This window comes from Bacillus sp. FJAT-47783, assembly GCF_022808615.1.
Classification (GTDB): domain Bacteria; phylum Bacillota; class Bacilli; order Bacillales; family Aeribacillaceae; genus Bacillus_BZ.
Window position 1 is genome coordinate 1 of record NZ_JAKZKS010000070.1, and the last position, 878, is coordinate 878.

Annotated in this window: 2 rRNA genes; both read right to left on the bottom strand. The window is 47.5% G+C overall.

What is annotated here, in order from left to right:
* Nucleotides 1-225: ribosomal RNA gene (locus tag MLD65_RS17985) — 23S ribosomal RNA — on the bottom strand; the annotation flags it as partial.
* 306 nt (nt 226-531) lie between these two features.
* Nucleotides 532-878, bottom strand: a 16S ribosomal RNA gene (locus MLD65_RS17990); the annotation flags it as partial.

Here is an 878-nt window from a genome sequence, read left to right on the forward strand (position 1 = left end):
TTTCTTCTCCTCCGGGTACTTAGATGTTTCAGTTCCCCGGGTGTGCCTTCCATATCCTATGGATTCAGATATGGATACTGTTCCATTACGAACAGTGGGTTTCCCCATTCGGAAATCTCCGGATCAAAGCTTACTTACAGCTCCCCGAAGCATTTCGGTGTTAGTCCCGTCCTTCATCGGCTCCTAGTGCCAAGGCATCCACCGTGCGCCCTTTCTAACTTAACCGTCGGCAAATGATCAGCTTCGAATTGCTTCGTTAGCTTCGCCTTCTGCGCTGCTCATGTACCCTATAAACGTACACTCCGCTGCTCAAAGACTCGCCGCCTCGCACTTCTCGCTGCTAATTTACCTTAATTGACAAATAATTAGCTTTGAATCACTTCATTGCTCATTTGTCTTTCAAAAAATATCCTAAGTTGAATATCTTTCAGTGAATACTTGGTATGTTATCTAGTTTTCAAGGAACAATTTCGAAGGAATAGCTCCTTCAAAACTAAACAAAAACGATGAACGTCACTTAAATATCCTTAGAAAGGAGGTGATCCAGCCGCACCTTCCGATACGGCTACCTTGTTACGACTTCACCCCAATCATCTGTCCCACCTTAGGCGGCTGGCTCGGAACAGAAGTCAGAAATCAGATGTCGGAAGTCGGATGCACGCTGATTCAAAGAAGTAGACGATCCATTTGTTCTGCTTCTTTGAGGTTGCTTTCATCTGACCTCTTACTTCTGGCCTCTGACCTCTGCTCCGTTACCCCACCGACTTCGGGTGTTACAAACTCTCGTGGTGTGACGGGCGGTGTGTACAAGGCCCGGGAACGTATTCACCGCGGCATGCTGATCCGCGATTACTAGCGATTCCGGCTTCATGCAGGCG